Here is an 18,968-nt window from a genome sequence, read left to right as displayed (position 1 = left end):
CTACGCCGCTCTGGAAACTCTGCCGCCGCCAACTTCCGGGAACTCATACGAGAAGACCGATCGGCGGCTGCCGCGCAACCGCAGCGGGTCCGAATGGGTGATCCCCTGCGAGAAACAACTCCGAAAACGTCATCATTCCAACACACTTGACTGCTTCTCGGATAAGTATGGATAAGTGGCTGGTGTTGCTCGTCTCTTTGGTCCAGTAAGCCACACGTCGTGTCGCTGGTTCGGACTCTTTTCCTCGGAAGGGCAGCCTCGGTCATGCGCATTACGCCGCACATCCTGCATGTGGCCCAGCCCGTCGAGGGTGGTGTCGCGCGGGTCGTGACGGACCTGGTGGCGGCTCAACTGGCCGCGGGGCTGCGGGTGACCGTGGCCTGTCCGCAGGGCGGCACCCTGACCGACGCCCTGCGCACGCTGGGCTGCACCGTGCGCCGTTGGGAAGCGACCCGCTCGCCGGGGTACCGACTTCCGGCCGAGGTACGGCAGTTGGCCCGGCTGTGCAGCGATGTGCGGCCCGACCTGGTGCACGCGCACAGCGCGAAGGCAGGGCTCGCGGCCCGGCTCGCGGTGCGCGGTGCCGTGCCGACCGTGTTCCAGCCGCACGCCTGGTCGTTCGAGGCCGCGGAGGGATTCGTCGCGCGTGTGGCGCTCGACTGGGAGCGTTTCGGGGCCCGTTGGGCGGCACGCGTGCTGTGCGTGAGCGAGGCCGAGCGGCTCACCGGGGTGCGGGCGGGCATCACCGCCCCGTGGCGGGTGGTCCCCAACGGGGTCGACACCCACAGGTTCCGGCCGGAGGGAGACAGCGCACGGTCCGGGGCCGGCCCACTGGTCGTCTGCGTGGGCCGGCTGTGCCGTCAGAAGGGGCAGGACGTGCTCCTGGCGGCCTGGCCCGAGGTGGCGCGGCAGGTGCCCGGGGCGCGACTGGTGCTGGTCGGCGACGGCCCGGACGCCGACCGGCTGCGTGCCGGTGCGCCCGCGTCGGTGGAGTTCGCCGGCACCACGACCGACACCGCGCTGTGGTACCGGGCCGCCGACGTCGTGGTCCTGCCGTCGCGCTGGGAGGGCATGGCGCTCGCCCCGCTGGAGGCCATGGCGTGTGCCCGGCCGGTCGTCGTCACGGACGTGGACGGAGCGGGCGAGAGCCTTCCGCCCGGCCATCTGCCGTCCTGTCTGGTGCCGCCGGACGACCCGGCCGCACTGGCGCGGGCGCTCACCGCGCTGCTGCTCGACGAGCCGCTGCGCGCGGCGCTGGGCGCCCAGGGCCGCGCGCATGTGCGCGCCGGCCACGATCTGCGGCACGCCACGGACGCCGTGAGCGACGTCTACCGCGAGCTGCTCGACCTCGTCACCGCGCAGGTCGTCGGACCCAACGAGGGCAGGAAGTGCATCACCACATGACCGCGGACAGCACCGTTGCCTCACCGGGGCAGCAGCGGGCGCCCGAGGGCGCCGTCACCGTCCTTGCCCCGCGCGGCTTCACCGCCGGACGCCGGGGGCCCGCCGGACGGGAAGCCCGTCGTGCGCACCGGACCTCCCGGGTGCCTCTGTGGTTCGTCGACGGCGGCGGCGTCCTGCTGGGGGCCTGGGTCCTGCCCGCGTCCCACAGGCACCCGCTGGTCATCGCCCTGCTCGCGCTCGGTGTGCTCGTGCTGAACCGGCGGGCCGCGCTGTACGACACCCTCGTCGTCCCCGGCGCGCTCGACGAACTGCCCGCCGTCTGTGGCCGGATCGCCGTCGGCTGGGCGGCCGTCGTCGCGCTCTCTCCGCTGCGGTCGCTCGCACCGGCCGTGCTGGTCACCGCTGTCGTGGTGCACTGCGCGGCAGCATGCGCGGGCCGGGCGGCGGTGCACGCGCTCCGGCACCGGGCACTGCGACGCCGGCCCTGCCCCGCCCTGGTGGTCGGCCCGGTCGCGACGGCCCGGCGGGTCTCGGCCGCGCTGCTGCGCCAACCGGACTGCGGAGTACGGCCGGTGGGTCTCGTCGCCGACGACCCGGAGTTCCTCGGCGAGACCGACGGCGAGCCCGGACTGCCGGTGCTCACCACGGCGCTGGAGGCACGCCGGGCGGCGATCCAGAACGGGGTGGAGGAGGTGCTCGTGGTGGGCGCCGGCACCCGGGAGGAGAAGGCCGCAGTTCTGCGGGCGCTGGCCGCGTACGGATGCGTGCTGTGGGAGCTCGACGCGGACCCGGCGGCGTACGGACTCGGCGGGCACCGCCAGGGGGCGGGGCAGTTGGCCGGCTTCTCGCGCAGGTTGCTGGGTGCGGAGCGCGGGCTGCGGCGCGGGAGCGTGGGCAAGCGGGTGCTCGACGTCGTGCTGTCGGGGGCGCTGCTCGTGCTGGCCGGCCCGGTTCTGCTGGTGTGCGCGGTCGTGCTGCGGGCGATGGACGGGCCCGGCGTGGTGTTCCGGCAGGAGCGGATCGGCAAGGACGGGCGGCCGTTCACGATGCTGAAGCTGCGCACGCACCGGCCGGCGAGCGACCACGAGGCGGCCACGCGCTGGAGCGTGGCGAACGAGCAGGACATGAGCGCGTTCTGTCACTTCCTGCGCCGCACCTCGCTGGACGAGCTGCTCCAGCTGTGGAACGTCTTCCGCGGGGACATGAGCCTGGTCGGGCCCAGACCTGAACGGCCTTTCTTCGTCGCCAAGTTCAGCCAGGCCCATCCGGGCTATCCGGCCCGCCACCGGATGCGGACCGGCATCACCGGGCTCGCGCAGATCCACGGACTGCGCGGGGACACCTCGATCGAGGACCGGTGCCGCTACGACAACGCCTACATCGACAACTGGTCGCTGTGGCAGGACGTCTGCATCCTGCTGCGCACGGCGGCACAGTTCGTCCGGCCGACGGGGAGCTGAGCACCGGTGACCACTTCCGCGGCACCTTCGCCCGCATTCGCGCTGCCGTGGCCGGCGGTGCGCCGGGTCCGGTCCGTCCTGCCCGTCCTGCCGGTCGTGGCGGTCGTCGTCCTGCTGGGGCTTCCCGTCACGCCGGGCAGGGCCGCGACGCCCGCCGACGCCGCCTCCGCACTGGCCGTGCTGTGTGCCGTCGTCCACGCCGTACGGCAGGCGCGGGCGCCGCTGACACGGACGGCCGCGGTGGTGTTCGGGCTGCCCGTGGTGGGCATCGCGGTCGCCGCGGCAGGGGCGGTGACCACCGTCGACGCGGTCGCCGGACTGGCGCGCTATCTGCAGATCTTCGTGCTGGTGCCGATCGCCGTGCTGCTGCTGGTGCGCGACCGGCAGGGCGCCCGGCTGCTGTTGTGGTCGCTGGTCGGCCTCGCGCTGTGGCAGGGCGGGATCGGGGTGCGCCAGTACCTCACCGGAACCGGGGCGTCGTATCAGGGAGCCGACATCCGGGCGGTGGGCACGTTCGGGCCGTCCGACGTGATGGGGATGGCGACCGTCGTGTCGCTCGGGATGGTGGCCGCGATCGGGCTCGCCCTCGGGACGAGGGCACGGCGACAGCAGGTCGTGGCAACCGCGTGCGCGCTCGTGCTGCTCCTGCCGCTCGCGCTGTCCTTCAGCCGGGGGGCCTGGATCGCGACCGCGCTCACCGGCGGTGCGCTGCTGTTGCTGGCCGGGGTGCGGCGGGCGGCGCAGGTGTTCGCGGCGATGGCCGCGGTCTGCGTGGTGCTGGTGGGCGGGCTCGGTCTGGGCGCCACGGCGCTGGAGGAGCGGCTGACCAGCATCACCCAGGTCGCCGACGCGCCGGACCAGTCGGTCGTCGACCGCTACACCATGTGGGCTGCGGCGGGCGACATGTGGAGCGGGCACCCGGTGACGGGCGTGGGGCTGAAGGGCTTTCCCGCACACCGGGACGGCCACGCCTCGCTCGCGCTGTCGTCCGGCAGCGAGACGGGAGGGGCGGGCCAGGCCTACCGGCGCCAGCCGCTGCTCTCCCCGCACAACATGTACCTGCTGATCCTCAGCGAACAGGGCCTGCTGGGCCTGGTCACGGTCGCGGGCAGCTGGCTGGCCCTGCTGCTGTTCGCACTGCGCCGGCTGCGCCGCACCGTTCGCGCCCGTGACTGCGCTCTCCCCGCCTGCGGCCTCCTGCTCTGGCAGCTCGTCAACTTCCTGTACTCCGACATCGGCGGCCCCGCCACCATCCTGACGGGCATCTGCCTGGGCCTCGCGGCATGGTGGGCGCTGGCCGCCCGGGACGGGGCGCCTACAGCAAAAGCGAGCCCGCGATGACGGCCCACCCGGCGACGACGGGGGGCGCCCCCGACGGCGCGCCCGACGCCGAGGGTGCGCCTCCACCGGACGGCCACGTCGCCGACCCGACCGGCATCAGCGACCCGCGACCGGTGGAGGACCTCCCCCACGATGCGCCGGCCGTCCCCGCGGGCCGGCGTGACATCCCGGCGGCCCGCCGGGGCAGTGCTCCCTCGGGGCGGTTCCTCGCCAGGGCGACCTTGCTGTCGGCCGGGTTGGCGATGGCCGCGGCGCTTCTGGGACTCGGGCGGGATCAGGCGCTCGCGCATCTGTTCGGGGCCGGGGCGGAGACCGATGCGTTTCTGGTGGCCTGGACGGTGCCGGAGATGGCGTCGACGCTGCTGATCGAGGACGGCATGGCGTTCGTGCTGGTGCCCGCGTTCAGCATGGCGTTGGCGCAGCGGGCGCGCGGAACCGGCGGGCCCGACCCCGTGCAGGCCCTGATCTCCGCCTCGTTGCCGCGGCTGTGCCTCGCCCTCGCCGGTACGGCCGCCGTGTTCGCGGCCGGGGCGCCGCTGCTGGTCTCCGTCCTCGCGCCGGGCCTGTCCGACCCGTCCCTGGCCGTGTCCTGCACCCGGCTGACCGCGACCTGTGTCCTGAGCTTCGGGCTCGCCGGGTACTGCAGCGCGGCGCTGCGGGCCCACCGCAACTACCTCGCGCCGGGCGCCATCTACATCGCGTACAACGTCGCGATCATCATCACGATGCTCGTCATCGGCGAGAGCTGGGGCGTACGGTCCGCCGCGCTCGGTGTCGCGATCGGCGGGTGCCTCATGGCCGTCGTACAGGTACCGCCTTTGTGGCGGCGGATCGCCGGGCGCGACGAGCGGTGCGCGACGGCCTCCGGGTCCGAGTACGACGGGGACCGTGGCCGGTCGATCGTGCCGGCCCTCGTCTGTGCCGTCCTGCTCTTCGCGCTGTGCCGGCAGTCGCAGGTGCTCATCGAGCGGTACTTCGCCTCCGGGCTGCCCGCCGGGGCCATCTCGCACCTCAACTACGCCCAGAAGATCGCCCAGTTGCCGATGTCGCTGTCGATGATGGTGTGCGTCGTCACCTTCCCGGTGGTGGCGCGGGCCATCGCCGAGGGCGACACGCGGCGGGCCGGCGACCGGGTCGAGCGGGACCTGGCGCTGATGGCCTCCATCGTGCTGCCCGGCGCCGCCGTGGTCGTGGCCTGCGCGCCGCAGATCGTCCAACTGCTGTTCCAGCGCGGTGCGTTCACCGGAGAGGACACCGACGCGACCGCCGCCGTCATGCGGGTATACGCGGTCGGACTGCTCGGGCACACGCTGGTGGGGGCGCTGGTGCGGTCGTACTTCTCGACCGGCCGGATCACCTGGTTCCCGCTGGGCGCGATGGGCGCGGGCGCGCTCGCCACCGTCGTCCTCAGCGCCTGGGCCGTGGACCCGTGGGGTGCGCGCGGCATCGCCGCGGCCAACGCCGCCGGCATCACCCTCACCGCGCTGCTCCTGCTGCACGGGCTGGGGCCCCGCGCCGTGCCCGTGCACATCCGACGGGTCGGCACGGAACTGGCCCGGCTGGTGTACGCGGCCGTGTGCGCAGGCGGAGCCGGGCTGTTCTGCGCGGAGCTGTTCGACTCGCCCGCGGCGGCCGTCGCCGTCTGCTGCATGTGCGTGACCGGCGTGTTCCTGCTGCTGGCCCGGCTGCTCGACGCGGCCGGCGTCCGGTCCCTCCTGCTTCCCGTCACGCACTTCGTCCGTAGCTCCGTCACACGAAAGCCTCGCCATGGTCGCTGACATCTCCGCCGCGCCCCGCCCGGACGCACCCGACACCGAAACAGCCGTGGGGGGACGCCCGAGACGGCGTGCCGCCGCCTGGGTGGCCATGTACCACTCGGTCTCGGACTGCCCGGACGACCCGTACAACATCACCGTCACACCGGAGCGGCTGGACAGACAGCTCGCCTGGCTGGCCGCCCGCGGCCTGCGCGGGGTGAGCGTGCGCGAGCTGCTCGCGGCGCGCGCCCGGGGTACGGAGCGCGGCCTGGTGGGGCTCACCTTCGACGACGGCTACACCGACTTCGTCACCACGGCCGTGCCGTTGCTGCGCCGCAGGGGCTTCACCGCCACTGTGTTCGTGCTGCCCGGGCTGCTCGGCGGCGAGAACAGCTGGGAGCGGACCGGCCCGCGCAAGCCGCTGCTCGACGTGGACGACATCCAGCGCGCCGCTGCCGCGGGCATGGAGATCGCCTCGCACGGGCTGACCCACGTCGATCTGACCATGGCGTCCGACCAGGTACTGCACACCGAGGTCAACGACAGCCGGCACCGGCTCGCCGCCATCACCGGCGGCGACATCGAAGGCTTCTGCTACCCGTACGGCCACCTCGACCGGCGCGCCACCGACGCGGTGCGCCGGGCCGGCTACCGCTACGCCTGTGCCATCACCCCCGGCCCGGCCGGCTCCGGCGACTTCGCGCTGCCCCGCATCCACATGGGGCAGGCGGACACCTCGGTGCGGCTGGAGCTGAAGCGACGCCTGGCCCGGATCCACGGCCGTGCCCTGGAGGCCGTGTGAGGGCCCTGCACGTCATCACCGGCCTCGGCGTGGGCGGAGCGGAACAGCAGCTGCGTCTGCTGCTGCGGCATCTCCCCGCGCAGTGCGACGTGGTGGCACTGACCAACCCCGGCCCGGTCGCCGCGGGTCTGGCCGCCGACGGGGTCCGCGTCACCCACCTCGGGATGGAAGGCAACCGCGACCTCGGCGCGCTGCCCCGGCTCGCCCGGCTGATCCGCGCGGGGCGCTACGACCTGGTGCACACCCACCTGTACCGGGCGTGTCTCTACGGCCGGATCGCAGCGCGGCTCGCGGGCGTCGGGACCGTCGTGGCCACCGAGCACTCGATCGGCGACACCCGTCTGGAGGGCCGCCCGCTGACCGCCGGCGTCCGCGCGCTGTACCTGGCCGGCGAGCGCCTCGGCCACACCACCGTGGCCGTCTCGCCGACGGTGGCGGAACGGCTGCGGCACTGGGGCGTGCCCGGGCCGCGCATCCGGGTCATCCCGAACGGCATCGACGCGCCCCGGTTCCGCTACGACGAGATGCTCCGCAAGGAGGCCCGGGCGTTCCACGGGCTGCCCCCTGACGCGTACGTCGTCGGCGGGGTGGGGCGCCTGACGCCGGGCAAGCGCTTCGACCTGCTGATGCAGGCGCTGCCCCAACTACCGCAAGATGTACGGCTGTTGCTGGTCGGCGGTGGCCCGGAGCAGGCGGCGCTGCTGCGTACCGCGCGGGCGCTGGGCGTCGTGGACCGGGTGGTGCTGGCGGGCGAGCGGCCGTATCTGCCCGGACCCGGCGACGAAGCGCCCGGACTGGTCGCCCTGCTGTCCGCCATGGACGTGCTCGCCTCGCCGTCGCCGCAGGAGTCGTTCGGCCTGGCCGTGGTGGAGGCCCTGGCTGCCGGTCTGCCCGTGCTGTACGCGAGCTGTCCCGCCGTCGAGGACCTGCCGCCGGACGCGGCACCCGGTGCCCGGCGCGTCCGGGGCGGCGCCGAGGCGTACGTACGGGAACTGCTGCGGCTGCGGGCGGCGGGACCGGCCGAGCGGACCGTCCCGGACGTCGTCCACCGCTATGACATCGAGCGCACCGCACGCCAACTGATGGATCTGTACACGGACGCTCTGTCCGGCTCGAACCTGGAAGCGAGTTCCTCATGACTGACAACCCCGAAGAGGCTGCCCGGCCGTTCGACCGTACGCGCGCACGCGTGACGCGGCTGTCCTCGTGGTGGTGGCTGCCGGCCGCCGCACTGGTCGGCGCCGCGGCAGGTGGCGCGTACGGCCAGCTCAGGCCGCCGCAGTACACGGCCACGAGCTCCGTCGTCGCCGTGCCGAACGGCACCACCGAGGCCGACTGCACCGACGCGCTCGGCTTCGCACAGGCGTACGGCCGCGTGGCCACCCAGCTCGCGGTGCTCTCGGACGCGCAGATGTGGGCGGGTGTGCCCGTCTCGACGCTGCGCGAGAACGTGGAGGTGGCGACCTCGCCGGACGCGCCGATGGTGGCGATCTCGGCGACCTCGTCGAAGCCCGGCCAGGCCGTCGACATCGCCAACGCGGTGTCCCGCGCGCTGATCACCGAGGCGGACCACACCAAGGCCCGCACCGGCATCCGCCTCGAGCGCCTCTCCCGTGCGCTGAAGCCCACCGATCCGTCCTCCGCCTCGCCGGCGCTGACCTCGCTCGTGGGCGCGAGCGCCGGCGGCCTGCTGGGCGGCCTCGTGCTGCTGGCCCGGCCGCGGCGGACGCCGGACGGGGACGACGACGACCGCAGCCGCGCCTCCGTACCCGGGCCGGCCGGGGCCGCCGACGCGCGCGGGACCCTTGGGTGACCGGGCAGGGGCGCGCGCTGTCGGTGGAGGTCTGCACCGACGAGCGCGCCTTCGGAGAGCTGACCGAGGACTGGGAGCGACTGCGCGGGGCGTGCCCGTCCGCGACGGCGTTCCAGAGCCACGCGTGGCTGCACTCGTGGTGGCTGTCGTACGGCAGGCCCGGCCGGCTGCGGGTCGTTCTGGTGCGCCGGCACGGTGAACTGGTGGCGGCGGCCCCGCTGATGCGGGTGCACCACCCGCTGCCGGCGCTGGTGCCGATCGGCGGCACCATCACCGACTTCTGCGATGTGCTCATCGACGAGGAGGAGGCCGCGGCGGGCGCCGGGGCACTGGCCGACGCCCTGGCCGGCCTGGCGCGCACCGCCCTGGTCGACTTCGGTGAGGTGCGGCCGGGCGGTGCGATGGAGCGGGTCTACCTGTGCTGGCGCGGCCCGCGGCGCCGGATGAACGACTCGGTGTGCCTGGACCTGCCCGCCGTCCCCATGACCGAGCTGATCGGGCGGCTGCCGACGGGGCGGGCGCGGCGGATCCGCAGCAAGGTGAACCAGTTCACCCGGCTCGGCATCGAATGGCGCGTCGCGCGTCACGACGAGACCGAGGCCGCGCTGCGCCGGCTCCTCGAACTGCACCGCAAGCAGTGGCAGGGCAGACAGGTGACCTCGGAGCACCTGCGGCCGAGGTTCCTGGAGCACCTGGTCCGGGCTGCGGTCCCGATGGCCCGGACCGGTGCGGCCGTGGCGACGGAGTTCCTGCTCGAAGGCACCGTCGTGGCGGTCAATCTGACGCTGCTCTCGGGCCGTCTGACGGGCATGTACATGTACGGCTTCGACCCGGTGCTGCGGGAGCGCAGGGTGGACGTGGCGACGATGCTGCTGCACGCGTCCACCCAGGATCTGGAGTCGGGCGGGCAGGTCGCGCCCGACTCCGCGCGGACCCTGAGCCTGCTGCGCGGGGAGGAGTCGTACAAGTACCGCTGGTGTCCCGAGACGGTCCTCAACCAGCGGTTCCTGCTGGCCCGGCGCCGCACCGCCCCGCTGCTGGCGGCGGCCGTGGCCGAGGCGGCGACGCGGCGCCGTGCCAAGCGGTTCCTGCGGCGCGACACCCCGGCGGCGGAGGGGGCGCAGGGGGGTGGCGCCGCGGCCACGTGAGTCTGCTTCAACGGGGTGCGGTGGAGCGGACGCTCAGTTGCCGTACAGCTCCTCGATCTCGGCCGCGTACGCCGTCGTCACCGCGTGCCGCTTGACCTTCAGGGACGGGGTGAGCATGCCGTTGTCCTCGTTGAACTCGCCCTCGATCAGGGCGAAGGCGCGGATCGACTCGGCGCGGGAGACGGCCTCGTTGGCGTAGTCGACGGCCCTTTGGACGTCGGCGCGCATCCGGGGGTCCTGGATCACCTCGGACATCGGGGTGTCGGCGGGCATCTTTCGTACGGCTAGCCAGTGGCTCACGGCGTCCGGGTCGAGGGTGACCAGGGCACCGATGAAGGGGCGGTTGTCGCCGACGACCAGGCACTGGCCGATCGGTGCGCGGCTGCGCAGGCGGTCCTCCAGGACGGCCGGGGAGACGTTCTTGCCGCCGGAGGTGACGAGGATGTCCTTCTTGCGGCCGGTGATCGTGAGGTAGCCGTCCTCGTCGAGGGCACCGAGGTCGCCGGTGGCGAACCAGTCGTCCTGGAGGACGGCGTCGGTGGCGGCCGGGTTGTTCCAGTACGAGCCGAAAACAATGCCGCCCTTGATGAGCACCTCGCCGTCGTCCGCTATGCGCACGGCGGTGCCCGGGACGGGTTGGCCGACCGTGCCGGGGCGGGGGCGCAGGGGCGGGACGATGGTGGCGGCGGCGGTCGTCTCCGTCAGGCCGTAGCCCTCGTAGACGAGGATGCCTGCGGCGTAGAAGAACAGGTTGAGGTTGCGGTCGAGGGGGGAGCCGCCGCTGATGGCGTAGCGCATGCGGCCGCCGAGTTCCTTGCGGACCCGGCGGTAGACCAGGAGGTCGTACAGGGCCCAGGCCGCGTAGAGGGCGGGGCCGGGGCCCTTGCCCTGGTCGAGGAACTTGTTCAGGTAGGCCTCGCCGAAGCGGACGGCTGTGCGGTCGGCGCGGTCGAAGGAGGCGGCGCGGCCCATCTTCTCGGCCGTCGCGCGGCCGGTGTCGTGGATCTTCTCGAAGAGGTACGGCACACCGACGAGGAACGTGGGGCGGAACTGCCTCAGCGCCGGGCGGAGTTCGTCGGGCTTGATGCTCGGGCAGTGGCCGATCTCGATGCGGGCCATCAGGCAGGCGATCTGGAGGGAGCGGCCGAGGATGTGGGCGAGGGGGAGGAAGAGGAGCGTCGAGGCGGTCTGCCGGGTGACCTCCTTGAAGATGGGGTGCAGCAGTTCGACCGTGTTGGCGGCCTCTGCGTGCAGGTTGGCGTGGGTGAGGACGCAGCCCTTCGGTTTGCCTGTGGTGCCGGACGTGTAGCAGACGGTGGCGATGGTGTCCGGGGTCAGGGCCGTACGGCGCTTGGTGACCTCCTCGTCGGGGACGTCGCGGCCGAGCGAGATGAGGTCGGCGAGGCCGTCCGCGTCCAACTGCCAGGTGTGCGGGGGGTGGGAGTGGGCGGCTGTGCCTGTGGTCACCGTGGTGGTGTTTTCGGCGGTCTCCGTGACGATGTGGCGGGCGCCGGAGTCGCGGACGATCCACTCCACCTGGTCGGCGGAGGAGGTCGCGTAGATGGGGACGGTCTGCGCGCCGGCGGCCCAGATGGCGAAGTCCAGGACGGTCCACTCGTAGCGGGTGCGGGACATCACGGCTACGCGGTCGGCTTGTTCCACGCCCGCGGCTATCAGGCCCTTGGCGACGGCGGTTACTTCGCGGGCGAAGGCGGTGGCGGTTATGGGGTGCCAGGTGCCGTCGGGCTGGGGGCGGCGGAGGACTGTCGCGTCGGGGTCCTCGGTTGCGTTGGTGAAAGGGACGTCGGCGATGCTGCCGGATTGTGCGCGCGGCGCGAGGGGCGGCGTGCTCGCCTCGCGGACCACGCCGTCGGCGTCCTTGACGACCTGGACCCTGGTGCGGTCCATCAGGTCGCTGCGACGCTGCTTCGCTCGCTTCAGGTCCTTGCGTACGCCCATGTCGGCTCCCGGTGCCAGGTGGACTTACTGGGGGGTCAACTTACTCGCGCGTAAGGGAAGGTCAAGCCTCCGGCGGTTGGGCGGCGCGATGCCTGCGGCGGCCTGTGGCTGTTTCGGTGGGGGTGCGCGTAGCGCCTGCGGGTGCGTGGTGGGTCGGGGCCGTGGGCGACTGCGGCGCCGCGGGGATGCGCCACCAACACGGCCCACTCCGCCGGTCACTTCTCAGCGCCGGGCATCATTCAGCCCGTCTGGGGGTGCCCCCTCTGGGGGAGTTTGAGGACGAGGCCCGTTCAGGGCCGAAGCGGGGGTCCCTGGGGGCGGCAGCCCCCAGGGACGGGACGGGTAGGGGCGGCGGGGGCGAGGGAAACTGGGCCGGGTCAGTCGGTGGGGGTCAGGTTGGTGGCCTGGTGGATGGCTGTTGCGAGGTGGCGGACGGCCGTGTCCTCCGTTGTCGTGGCCAACTCGTCCGCCCGGTCGGCCAGTTCGGGCAGACGGGTGGCGCCGGGCAAAGAGGGTCGGCGGTCGTCGCCGAGGCGGAGGGCGTCGGCGAAGTACGCCGCCGTGGCCGTGACCTGGAAGCGGGGGCTCGCGTTCCAGACCGAGTCCTCGAGGGAGCCCGTCTCCAGTTGGCCGGACTCCTCGCGCGGAGCCCGGGACTTGGGGTCGAGCCAGCGGACGCTCGCGGTGGCGAGGTGCCCTTCCGTGCCCGGCTCGGTGCGGACGGCGTAGAGGGCGGTCACGGTGTGCCCGGGGCCGATCTCGCCGCCGTCGACGCTGTCGTCACGGAAGTCCTCGTCGGCGACCTGCCGGTTGTCGTAGCCGACGAGCCGGAACTCCCGCACCGTCTCGGGGTCGAAGGCGACCTGGGCCTTGGCGTCGCGGGCGGTGAGGTCGATGTTCTGCGGAAGTTGGCGGCTGAAGACCTCGTGGGCGTCGTCCTCGTCCGAGACGTACACCGTGTGGCCGTCGCCCTTGTCGGCGAGGCGTTCCATCAGGGCGTCACCGTAGTCGCTGCCGACGCCGACGCCGAAGAGGGTGATGCCGTGTTCGCGGCGCTCGGTGGAGATGCGTTCGAGGATGGTGTCCGCGTCGGTGTCGCCCGTGTTGGCCAGGGCGTCGGAGACGAGGACCACGCGGTTGGTGGCTCCCTTGCGGAGGCCTTCGACGGCCGCCTCGTAGCCCGTCTCCATGCCCGCGCCGAGGTTGGTGGAGTCGGTGGGTTCCAGGGTGTCGATGGCGTCGTGGATCTCGGCACGGTTGTCGTTCACGCGGGTCATCGGCAGGACCGTCTCGGCCTCGTCGCTGAAGGTGACGATGGCGACCGAGTCGTCGTCGCGCAGCCGGTTCGTCATGACGCCCAGGGAGTCCTTGGCGAGGTCCAGGCGGCCCGGTTCGGCCATGGAACCGGAGATGTCGATGACGAACGTGAGGGCGGCGGGCGGGCGTTCGCCGGGGTCGGAGGCGGGGCGGGTGGCCAGGCCCACGCGGACCAGGGACCAGTCCTCGCGGTCGGTGCGGGCGCCGTCGACGGTGACCGAGAAGCCGTTGCCGTCGGGGCGGTCGTAGTCCTGGCGGAAGCTGTTGACGAACTCCTCGGGGCGGACCGTCGACGGGTCGGGCAGCCGGCCCTCGGCGAGGGTGCGGCGGGCGTAGCCGTAGGAGGCGGTGTCGACGTCGAGGGCGAAGGTGGAGAGGAGGTCGGGCTCGGGCGCGAAGTCGCGGGAGGAGTCGTCCTGGTCGTCGTCGGGCCGGTCGTCCCCGTTGTATTCGGGGGCGGGGAAGGCGTCTCGGCTGTCGCCGCCTCCCTTGCTGGAGTCGTCCGCCGAGTAGCCCCCGCTGTCGCTGCCGTCGCTCCCGCCGCATCCGGTGAGCAGCAGGGCGCCCGCCGTGGTGAGCGCCAGCAGGGTGACGTTCAGCCTTCGTGTTCGGTACCGCTTCATCGTCCGTGCCCCCTTGGTCCGTTGACGTCGACTTCTGCGACTGTGACGGGCCAGGGGGCCGGAACGTGCGCTACGGAGCGTTGCGGATGAGTCTCGAAGAGGGCACGGGGACGGCCCGTCGAGACCGGTGGGTGATCCTCCGGTGACCTACGACACCACGTCCTTGCGGGCGAAACCGCGGAAGGCCAGGGCGAACAGGATGAGGGCGTACGTTACGGAAATCGCGGTGCCCTGGATCATGCCGGACCACTCGGGGCGGGGCTGAACGGCGTCCGCCCACGCGAACTGCCAGTGCGCGGGCAGGAAGTGGCGCCAGTCGCCGAGGGCGGTCACGGCGTCGAGGACGTTGCCGACGATGGTCAGTCCGACCGCGCCGCCGACCGCGCCGAGCGGGGCGTCCGTCTTGGTCGACAGCCAGAACGCCAGGCCCGCCGTCACCAGTTGGGACACGAAGATGTACGCCACGACCACCAGCAGGCGCTGCGCCGCCGTGGCCGTGTCCAGTGAGCCGCCGGTCGGGATCTGCAAGGGGCCCCAGCCGTACGCCGCCGTGCCGACGGCCAGTGCGACCAGCGGCAGCAGCACCATCGCGGCCAGGCTCAGGCCGAGGGCGACCACGAGCTTGGACCACAGGAGGCGGGCCCGGGGCACGGGGGCCGCGAGCAGGTAGCGCAGGGAGGACCAGCTGGCCTCGGAGGCGACCGTGTCCCCGCAGAACAGCGCGACGGGGATGACCAGCAGGAAGCCCGCGGAGACGAACAGGTTCACGGCGGCGAAGTTGGCGCCGGACGCCGTGGCCGTGTCCATCAGGGTGATGCGGTTGCCGCCGCCGTCCGGTTCGCCGCCGATCGCGAACGCGGCCACCAGCACGAACGGCAGCACGGCCAGGATGCCGAACATCACCTGCGTGCGGCGCCGCTTGAGCTGGCGGACCAGTTCGACCCGGAGGGGCAGCGTACGGCCCGCCCGGTAACCGGAGGCGACCTCGGTGCGCTCGGTGAGCGTGCTCATGCGGAGCCTCCGATCAGGGTGAGGAAGGCGTCTTCCAGGCGGCGGTGCGGGCCCACCGACTGGACGGGCACGTCAAGGCGGACCAGTTCGGTGACCAGGCGCTGTGCGCTGCCGTCGGCGTCCAGCCGGACCAGGATCCCGTCGTCGGTGCGCACGGCCGAGGCCACGCCCGGGAGAGCGGCGACCTTCTCGACGACCGGCTCCTCGACGGCCGTGGCCGTGCCGACGAGGAGCGTGTCGCCGGAGCCGATGATCTCGGCGACCGGGCCCGCCTGCACGAGACGGCCGCGGTCCATCACCACGAGGTGGGTGCAGGACTGCTCGACCTCCGCCAGCAGGTGGCTGGAGACGATCACCGTGCGGCCGGCGGCCGCGTAGCGGATCATCACCTGGCGCATCTCGCGGATCTGGGGCGGGTCCAGGCCGTTGGTCGGTTCGTCGAGGATGAGGAGGTCCGGGAGGCCGAGCATGGCCTGGGCGATGGCCAGGCGCTGCCGCATGCCCTGGGAGTACGTACGCACCGCGCGGGCGAGCGCGTCGCCGAGGCCGGCGATCTCCAGGGCCTCGTCGAGGTGGGCGTCCTGCGGCGGGCGGCCGGTGGCCTGCCAGTACAGCTCCAGGTTCTCCCGGCCCGAGAGGTGCGGGAGGAAGCCGGCGCCCTCGACGAAGGCGCCGACCCTGGACAGCACGGGTGCGCCGGGGCGGATGGCGTGGCCGAAGACGCGGATCTCGCCGGCGTCCGGCTTGATCAGGCCCATCAGCATGCGCAGCGTCGTCGTCTTGCCCGCGCCGTTCGGGCCGAGGAGGCCGAGGACCTGGCCCTTCTCGACGCGGAAGGACAGGTCCCGTACCGCGTAACGGTCCTGTGAGCCCGCGTACCGCTTGCTCAAGTCGGTGATCTGGAGCGGAACTTCGGCCAGCGCCGGGTCGGGTGCGGGGGTGGCGGTGCGGCGGCGGGCCGTCAGCAGCAGGGCCAGGGCGACGACCACGCCGGTCAGCGGCAGCCACCAGACCCAGGCCGGCAGCGGGGCCTCGGCGGTGCTCACGCCGGGCGCGGTCGGGACCGACAGGTCGCCCTTCAGGGAGACCGTGTACGTCGCCGGGGAGGCCGGGGAGGCGTAGCCGAGGTCCGTGGAGGACAGGACCAGGCGCAGGCTGTGGCCCTTCTCGATGTCGTGGTCGATGGCGGGGAGCGTGACCGTCACGTCCTTGCCGGACTTGGCGCCCTCGACGCGCAGGGGCGTGACCAGCTGCGACGGCAGCACCTGCTGGGTGCCGTCGGGGCCGACGTCGTAGACCTTGCCGAACAGGACCGCGTCCTCGCTGGTCGACCTGACGTGGACGGTCGCCGTCGGGGAGCCGGTGATGTGCAGGTTGTCGTCGACCGGCGCCGACTCGAACGCGGCGAACTGGCCCGGGAATTCCAGCGACACCCCGACGCCGAGCGAGGACAGCTGGGCGAGGCCGCCGGAGCCGCCGAGGCCGGGCAGGGCGGAGACGGCGGGCGGGTTGGCGCCGGCCGGGTTGGCGAAGCTCTGCTCGCGGCCGGTGAGGGCGATGGACTTCCGCCCGCTCTCCAGGCCGGGGTAGGTGTCCGCGCTCGCGCCCCGCAGCATGGCCTGGCCGTCGGTGGAGTCGACGCCTCCGGTGCGGGTGACGCGGAAGGCCGGGCCGGTGTCGGCGCTCTTGTCGTCCTTGAGGTAGCGGTCGAACCAGGACTGCACGCGCCCCTGGATACGGCTCGTCTCCATGTCGCCGCCGTCATGGCCGCCGGAGATCCAGTCGACGTCGACGGGGGCGCCGTTGGCGCGGATCGCCTTCGCCGCCCGGTCGGCCTGGCCGAGCGTGAAGAGGGAGTCGGACTGGCCCTGCATGAGCAGGGTCGGCACGTCGATGCGGTCGCCGACCGCGGACGGTGAGCGCTCCTCCAGCATGGTGCGGGCGGCTGCGTCCGGGGTGCCGGACTCGGCGACCCGTTCGTACATCTCGCAGATCTGCGTCTCGAACTTGTCGCAGCCGCCGGCGGTGTTGACGAAGATGCCCGCCCAGAGCTTCTTGAAGACGCCGTTCGGGAACAGGGCGTCCGCGAGGTCCCAGTACGTGATCGCCGGGGCGATGGCGTCCACCCGGTCGTCGTGGCCGGCGGCCAGCAGTGAGATGGCGCCGCCGTAGGAGCCGCCCGCCATGCCCACGCGCGGGTCGCCGGCCTTGTCGAGTTCGACCTGGGGCTGCTTCGCCAGCCAGTCGAGCAGTCGGGAGACGTCGGCGACCTCGCCCTTCGGGTCGTTCAGGCCGACCTTGCCGGTCGACTTCCCGAAGCCGCGGGCCGACCACGTCAGGACCGCGTACCCGTCCCGGGCGAGGTCCTCGGCCTGCTGCCGTACGTCGTCCTTGCTGCCGCCGAAGCCGTGCGCGAGGAGGACGGCGGGGCGGCGTCCGCCGGATCCCGACGTGAAGTACGAGGTGTCCACGCGCACCCCGCCGCCCATGTCCATGACCCGGTCGGTGCTGCGCACCGGCGGCACGTCGTCGTCGGCGACGGCCGTCCATGTACCGGCGCCGGCGAGGACGACGACGGAGGCCGCGACGGCGATCCACCGTCGCGGCCTCCGCACGCGCCCACGCAGTCCGGGCAGTCGAAGATCCATGCTTCAACGGTACGGGGTGAACCTGTCGGCAAGTTATCGACCGAGGGCTGAATCGCGGGACCTTCTCTGGGGGTACGGCGGGGATTTTGTCTACCGCGTTCGTGGTACGACGGCGCCTTCCCCGCCCCCCTTCAGGTCTGTTGGTCTTCCGGAATTGTCACGAGCCACCGTGTCTGCCTGCGGGGGCGCAGGTACAGCGCCCAGTACAGGGTGGCCACCGCCGTGATGCCGCCCGTCCAGAGCAGGTGGCTCGTCTCCTGCTGGCTGAGGATGTACACGAGAACCACGATCAACAGCACTGGCATCACCGGCCACAGCGGCATCCGCCATGCCGGTGTGTGCTTGTGCGGGTTGCGGCGGGCCGCCAGCGCGGCGACCGCGACGAGCAGGTACATGCCGGTCACCGAGACGCCCGTGACGCCGTACAGGGTGTCGAGGTTGACGAAGCACAGTGCGGCGCCCGGCACGCCGACGGCGAGGGTGGCGACCCACGGGGAGCCGAAGCGGCCGAGCCTGGCGAGAACGTTGTTGACCGGCTCGGGCCAGGCCTTGTCGCGGGCCGAGGCGAACAGCACGCGGGAGTTCTGGATGACCATGACGATGCCCGCGTTGATGATGGCGAGGGCTACGCAGAGGCTGACGAAGGTGCCGACCGCGGAGTTGGACCAGGCGGTGACCATCGTGCCGATGTCGCCGCCGGTCAGTTCCCCGATGTCCGAGGCGCCCAGGGTGATGGCGGCGACCGGGACCAGGATGATCACGGCGGAGATCGCGAGGGTGGCCAGCACCGTGCGGGCGACGTTGCGGCGCGGGTTCTCCAGCTCCTCGGAGAGGTAGACGGCGGTCGAGAAGCCCTGGGTGACGAAGAGGGCGATCGCGAGCCCGGAGACGACCAGCAGGCCCGTCACGGTGTCCGTACGGCCGTCCGCGCCTGCCACCTCCATCGAGACCAGGCTCGCGGGGCCGCGCTCGGCGTGCGCGAAGCCCAGCACTGCCACCACGGCCGCGGCGATGACCTCCAGGACCAGGAAGACGCCGGTGATCCAGGCGTTGGCGCGCAGGTCGAGCAGGCCGGCGAGGGTGGCGAGGAGCATGACGCCGGCGCCGGCCATCGACGGGTCGAGGTCGACGATCGGGGCGAGGTAGTCGGCCGTGCCCATCGCGATCACCGGCGGGACGACCATGACGACCAGCAGCGACAGCACGAACACCAGCCAGCCCGCGAGCCGTCCGGCCAGCGTGGACACCATGGCGTACTCGCCGCCCGCGCTGGGGATGAGGGTGCCCAGCTCCGAGTAGCAGAACGCCACGGCGATGCACAGCAGCGAACCGATGGCGATCGTCAGGGCGGTGGCGGTGCCGAGCGAGCCGAACAGGTCGGGGACGACCACGAAGAGGGTGGACGCCGGGGTCACGCAGGAGAGCGTGAGGAGCGTGCCGCCGACGACGCCGATGGAGCGCTTGAGCTTCTTGGGGCTGTCGGACGCCTCGACGACGGCGCCCTCGACAGGGGTGAGGGTGTCGGTCACGAGGGGGATGCAACATCGACGGAAACCATCACGTCAATGGGTGTTCACCTACGGAATCCGCAGCCATGCGGCACCATTTCACGCGTTAACGTTGCGTCAAGGCCGCCCGCAGCGCGACTTCCGGGCGTGCGGGAACCGCAGCGCGGGCCCGCAAAA

General features: G+C 72.7%; 13 protein-coding genes. 8 read left to right on the top strand and 5 right to left on the bottom strand.

The window, feature by feature from the left end:
• The first annotated feature begins 264 nt into the window (after positions 1-264).
• From OHT51_RS27285 to OHT51_RS27250, 8 genes are read left to right on the top strand one after another with little or no spacing between them, the layout of a single operon-like run.
• Positions 265-1,404, top strand: coding sequence for a glycosyltransferase family 4 protein (locus tag OHT51_RS27285; RefSeq protein WP_328881554.1), 1,140 nt, complete (start codon positions 265-267; stop codon positions 1,402-1,404).
• Complete coding sequence (locus OHT51_RS27280; protein ID WP_328881553.1) at positions 1,401-2,864, top strand: exopolysaccharide biosynthesis polyprenyl glycosylphosphotransferase; 1,464 nt, start codon at positions 1,401-1,403, stop codon at positions 2,862-2,864. The genes OHT51_RS27285 and OHT51_RS27280 overlap by 4 nt, the downstream gene beginning before the upstream one ends.
• Before the next feature lie 6 nt (positions 2,865-2,870).
• A complete protein-coding gene (locus tag OHT51_RS27275; RefSeq protein WP_443052572.1) occupies positions 2,871-4,205 on the top strand; it encodes an O-antigen ligase family protein in 1,335 nt (444 codons plus the stop codon).
• The gene (locus OHT51_RS27270) at positions 4,202-5,983 is read left to right on the top strand and encodes a lipid II flippase MurJ (protein WP_328881552.1); all 1,782 of its coding nucleotides are present in this window, start codon (positions 4,202-4,204) and stop codon (positions 5,981-5,983) included. Before OHT51_RS27275 ends, OHT51_RS27270 begins: the two co-directional genes overlap by 4 nt.
• Positions 5,973-6,764: a polysaccharide deacetylase family protein gene (locus tag OHT51_RS27265; RefSeq protein WP_328881551.1), complete on the top strand. Its 792-nt coding sequence runs from the start codon at positions 5,973-5,975 to the stop codon at positions 6,762-6,764. Before OHT51_RS27270 ends, OHT51_RS27265 begins: the two co-directional genes overlap by 11 nt.
• Positions 6,761-7,903, top strand: a complete 1,143-nt coding sequence (locus OHT51_RS27260) for a glycosyltransferase (RefSeq protein WP_328881550.1) — start codon at positions 6,761-6,763, stop codon at positions 7,901-7,903. Before OHT51_RS27265 ends, OHT51_RS27260 begins: the two co-directional genes overlap by 4 nt.
• The gene (locus tag OHT51_RS27255) at positions 7,900-8,577 is read left to right on the top strand and encodes a lipopolysaccharide biosynthesis protein (RefSeq protein ID WP_328881549.1); all 678 of its coding nucleotides are present in this window, start codon (positions 7,900-7,902) and stop codon (positions 8,575-8,577) included. The genes OHT51_RS27260 and OHT51_RS27255 overlap by 4 nt, the downstream gene beginning before the upstream one ends.
• A complete protein-coding gene (locus OHT51_RS27250; protein ID WP_328881548.1) occupies positions 8,574-9,725 on the top strand; it encodes a GNAT family N-acetyltransferase in 1,152 nt (383 codons plus the stop codon). Before OHT51_RS27255 ends, OHT51_RS27250 begins: the two co-directional genes overlap by 4 nt.
• A gap of 33 nt (positions 9,726-9,758) precedes the next feature.
• Here OHT51_RS27250 and OHT51_RS27245 read toward each other — a convergent pair whose 3' ends face one another.
• The 5 genes from OHT51_RS27245 to OHT51_RS27225 all read right to left on the bottom strand — a co-directional run bounded on the left by OHT51_RS27245 (position 9,759) and on the right by OHT51_RS27225 (position 18,812).
• A complete protein-coding gene (locus OHT51_RS27245; RefSeq protein WP_328881547.1) occupies positions 9,759-11,684 on the bottom strand; it encodes an AMP-dependent synthetase/ligase in 1,926 nt (641 codons plus the stop codon).
• Positions 11,685-12,061: 377 nt separating this feature from the next.
• Positions 12,062-13,624, bottom strand: coding sequence for a vWA domain-containing protein (locus OHT51_RS27240; protein WP_328881546.1), 1,563 nt, complete (start codon positions 13,622-13,624; stop codon positions 12,062-12,064).
• A 147-nt stretch (positions 13,625-13,771) separates the two neighbouring features.
• Entirely contained in the window at positions 13,772-14,635 is an 864-nt protein-coding gene (locus tag OHT51_RS27235) for an ABC transporter permease (protein ID WP_328881545.1), read from the bottom strand.
• A complete protein-coding gene (locus tag OHT51_RS27230; protein ID WP_328881544.1) occupies positions 14,632-17,283 on the bottom strand; it encodes a CocE/NonD family hydrolase in 2,652 nt (883 codons plus the stop codon). Before OHT51_RS27230 ends, OHT51_RS27235 begins: the two co-directional genes overlap by 4 nt.
• Before the next feature lie 131 nt (positions 17,284-17,414).
• On the bottom strand, positions 17,415-18,812 hold the full coding sequence (locus OHT51_RS27225; protein ID WP_328881543.1) for an APC family permease: 1,398 nt from the start codon (positions 18,810-18,812) through the stop codon (positions 17,415-17,417).
• Between the last annotated feature and the right edge of the window lie 156 nt (positions 18,813-18,968).

This window comes from Streptomyces sp. NBC_00299, assembly GCF_036173045.1.
GTDB lineage: Bacteria > Actinomycetota > Actinomycetes > Streptomycetales > Streptomycetaceae > Streptomyces > Streptomyces machairae.
The sequence above is the reverse complement of the archived record's forward strand: the minus strand, read 5'-3'. Positions and strand labels throughout refer to the sequence as shown.

What these genes read in the sequence shown, in the direction of transcription:
- OHT51_RS27240 (WP_328881546.1), bottom strand. Translation starts at nt 13,624, where the DNA reads ATGAAGCGGTACCGAACACGAAGGCTGAACGTCACCCTGCTGGCGCTC.
- OHT51_RS27235 (WP_328881545.1), bottom strand. Translation starts at nt 14,635, where the DNA reads ATGAGCACGCTCACCGAGCGCACCGAGGTCGCCTCCGGTTACCGGGCG.
- OHT51_RS27280 (WP_328881553.1), top strand. Translation starts at nt 1,401, where the DNA reads ATGACCGCGGACAGCACCGTTGCCTCACCGGGGCAGCAGCGGGCGCCC.
- OHT51_RS27285 (WP_328881554.1), top strand. Translation starts at nt 265, where the DNA reads ATGCGCATTACGCCGCACATCCTGCATGTGGCCCAGCCCGTCGAGGGT.
- OHT51_RS27245 (WP_328881547.1), bottom strand. Translation starts at nt 11,684, where the DNA reads ATGGGCGTACGCAAGGACCTGAAGCGAGCGAAGCAGCGTCGCAGCGAC.
- OHT51_RS27230 (WP_328881544.1), bottom strand. Translation starts at nt 17,283, where the DNA reads ATGGATCTTCGACTGCCCGGACTGCGTGGGCGCGTGCGGAGGCCGCGA.
- OHT51_RS27270 (WP_328881552.1), top strand. Translation starts at nt 4,202, where the DNA reads ATGACGGCCCACCCGGCGACGACGGGGGGCGCCCCCGACGGCGCGCCC.
- OHT51_RS27265 (WP_328881551.1), top strand. Translation starts at nt 5,973, where the DNA reads ATGGTCGCTGACATCTCCGCCGCGCCCCGCCCGGACGCACCCGACACC.
- OHT51_RS27255 (WP_328881549.1), top strand. Translation starts at nt 7,900, where the DNA reads ATGACTGACAACCCCGAAGAGGCTGCCCGGCCGTTCGACCGTACGCGC.